The sequence below is a fragment of the Holdemanella sp. genome, assembly GCF_056804935.1.
On sequence record NZ_DBMEXE010000223.1, the window covers coordinates 1 to 2641 of the forward strand.

General features: G+C 35.3%; 3 protein-coding genes. All 3 read right to left on the bottom strand.

The genetic code is table 11. The features are described 5' to 3' along the window. Nucleotides 1–138 precede the first annotated feature (138 nt). On the bottom strand, nt 139–1764 hold the full coding sequence (locus ACZQCL_RS08545) for a DAK2 domain-containing protein (protein WP_331865651.1): 1626 nt from the start codon (nt 1762–1764) through the stop codon (nt 139–141). Nucleotides 1765–1774: 10 nt separating this feature from the next. After that, complete coding sequence (locus ACZQCL_RS08550; protein ID WP_117570682.1) at nt 1775–2134, bottom strand: Asp23/Gls24 family envelope stress response protein; 360 nt, start codon at nt 2132–2134, stop codon at nt 1775–1777. Between the two features lie 55 nt (nt 2135–2189). Continuing rightward, on the bottom strand, nt 2190–2641 hold a 452-nt coding region (locus ACZQCL_RS08555; protein WP_482482797.1), incomplete at its 5' end, for an OCRE domain-containing protein.

A 2641-nucleotide genomic window follows, 5' to 3' on the forward strand; every position in this document is an offset into this window, starting at 1 on the left:
GGACACCCTTGGTCTTGGCTAGTGGTTGGCCACTGTGATTACAACCCCCACAACAGACTTTCACTGTCTAGATATATGCCATGCCCGGCATACCTAAAAATCCATCAGAACTAAGTCTGATGGATTCATTATTTTTTACTATTCAACACCAATAATAAATGAGTAAACTGGTTGATTTCCTTCATGGATTTCAACTTCTGCATCACTATTATCTTCAATATAAGCAGCGATTTCTTCAGCCTGTTCTTCTGTAGCTGTATCACCATAAATCAAAGTAACAAGTTCACTATCATCATCTAACATTTTATCCAACAATTTTTTTGTTGCTTCCATACAATCTGGACAAGATACACAAATATCTTTTCCAAAAATACCCATATATTCATCTTTTTTAATTTCAAGACCATCATATGTTGTATCTTTGATTGCATAAGTCACTTCACCAGATTTAACATTTTCAATAGCTTCATTCATTTCAGCTAAATTATCTTCTAATTCAACATCTGGATTAAACATAACACAAGCACTTAATCCTTGTGGAATTGTTTTACTTGGAAGTACATGAATATCTTGATCTGAGCATACCTGTGCAGCCTGACTAGCAGCTAAAACAATATTTGAGTTGTTCGGTAAAATGAAGATATGATCTGCATTCAACTTTTCAACGGCTGAAACAAAATCTTCTGTACTCGGATTCATTGTTTGTCCACCACCAACAACAATGTCAGCTCTAAGTTCTGTAAACATCTTCTTGATTCCATCACCAGGAGCTACGGTAATAATGGCATATTTTTTGTGTTCTGCCATTTTTTCCTCTTCTTCTTTTTCGATAATATTGTCATGCTGCTCTTGCATGTTTTCAACTTTCAACTTAATAAAACGACCCTGACGACGTCCCATTTTAATCGCTGTGAATGGTTCTAATGTATGAACATGAACTTTTACTAAATCCTCATCTTGCACACAAACAATTGAATTACCAATTGTTGCTAATTCATCTTTAAAGCTAGTTTCAGAGAAATGACGAACACCATTTTCAGATAACTTCAAAATAAATTCTGTACAGAATCCATATTCTTCTTCTCCACCCTCTACTTTAGCTTGTGCACTTTCACCAGCTGCTTTTGCACCTTCAAGTTGTACTGGATGACCTTCCATAGCAGCAAGGAATCCTTCTAAGATCACACAAAGACCTTTTCCACCGCTATCAACTACACCTACTTCTGCAAGTACAGGTAATAATTCAGGTGTTCTTTGTAAAGAAGCATTGGCTTCTTCCACCATCTTCTTCATAACATCCATACAATCTGTAACATCTTCAGTTGTAGTGTATGCATATGTATAATCTGCAGCTTCACGAACAACAGTTAAAATTGTTCCTTCTACTGGACGCATAACAGCACGATACGCCACACGACTTCCATTAACCAATGCATGAGCCAATTGAGATGCATCCATATCATCTAAATCTTCAACCGCTTGATAGATTCCTCTAAAAATCTGAGACGTAATAACACCAGAGTTCCCACGTGCACCCATTAATAATCCACGAGATAACGTTTTCGCAATATCTTTTACAGAATCAGAATTCGTTTTAAGCGCTTCTTTTACACCGTTTGATACGGTTAAATGCATATTTGTACCTGTATCTCCATCTGGCACAGGGAAAACATTCAATGCATCGATTTCCGCTGAATGATTTGATAAGTTATTCATTCCGGATTCAAGCATCTGTTTAAATAAAATACCATTAATTCTTTCCATCTCTTAACCCCTACTTTACCGCACGAACACCTTGGACATAGATGTTTACAGCGTTACATTTTACTTCCAAAGTTTTCTCTAATACATATTTAACACGTTTTTGTGCTTCATACACAACTTGACTTAACTTAATTCCTTGTAATGCAATAATATAAAGATTCAAAACTAATCCCGTTTCATCTTGTGTTACAACAACACCACGAGCATAGTTTTCTTTTTTCAATAATTCGGCCCAGCCATCTTTCAATGTTTTCTGACTAGCCATACCTACAATACCATAACATTCAGTAATTGCTCCACCAGCTAAATTGGCAATCGCATCTAATGAAATTTCGATATTTCCGTATTCTGTTGATTTATTAATAGGCATAATAAAACCTCCCATTTTTATTAATTATACTCTACTTAAAATATAAACACAAATCCTAATACGCTTCTACAAAGCTTTGAGATTCCTCATCCCAATGATAATATGTACCATTTCCATCATAATATTCACCTGTATTTGGATCATAATACATTCCAATGGCTTCATGGTAATACACGCCTGTGTTATCATCATAGACCCATTCAGCCTGATTCTCAGATTCATCTTCTGTTGGCTGTTGTTCTTCTTGAACCTCAGTATTTTCCGAAGTTTTTTCATCTGTTGCTTCAGTCTTTTCGGCCTTTTCCGTCTTCTCTTCCTGTTTTTCTTCAACCTTTTGTTTCGAATTCAAATCATCACAATTCACCTTTTCAATTGTTGAATGCGTAGAATCCAAAACCAGACAAACAGACTGTCCTTTTAGTTTTGTCAAAACACTTTGGTATTTAGATAACATTTTTATACTTTTTAAATTGGTATAAACAATATTCCCATCTTGCATTGTGATTT

Coding starts and splice junctions, on each gene's coding strand:
- ACZQCL_RS08550 (WP_117570682.1), bottom strand. CDS start 2,134: ATGCCTATTAATAAATCAACAGAATACGGAAATATCGAAATTTCATTA.
- ACZQCL_RS08545 (WP_331865651.1), bottom strand. CDS start 1,764: ATGGAAAGAATTAATGGTATTTTATTTAAACAGATGCTTGAATCCGGA.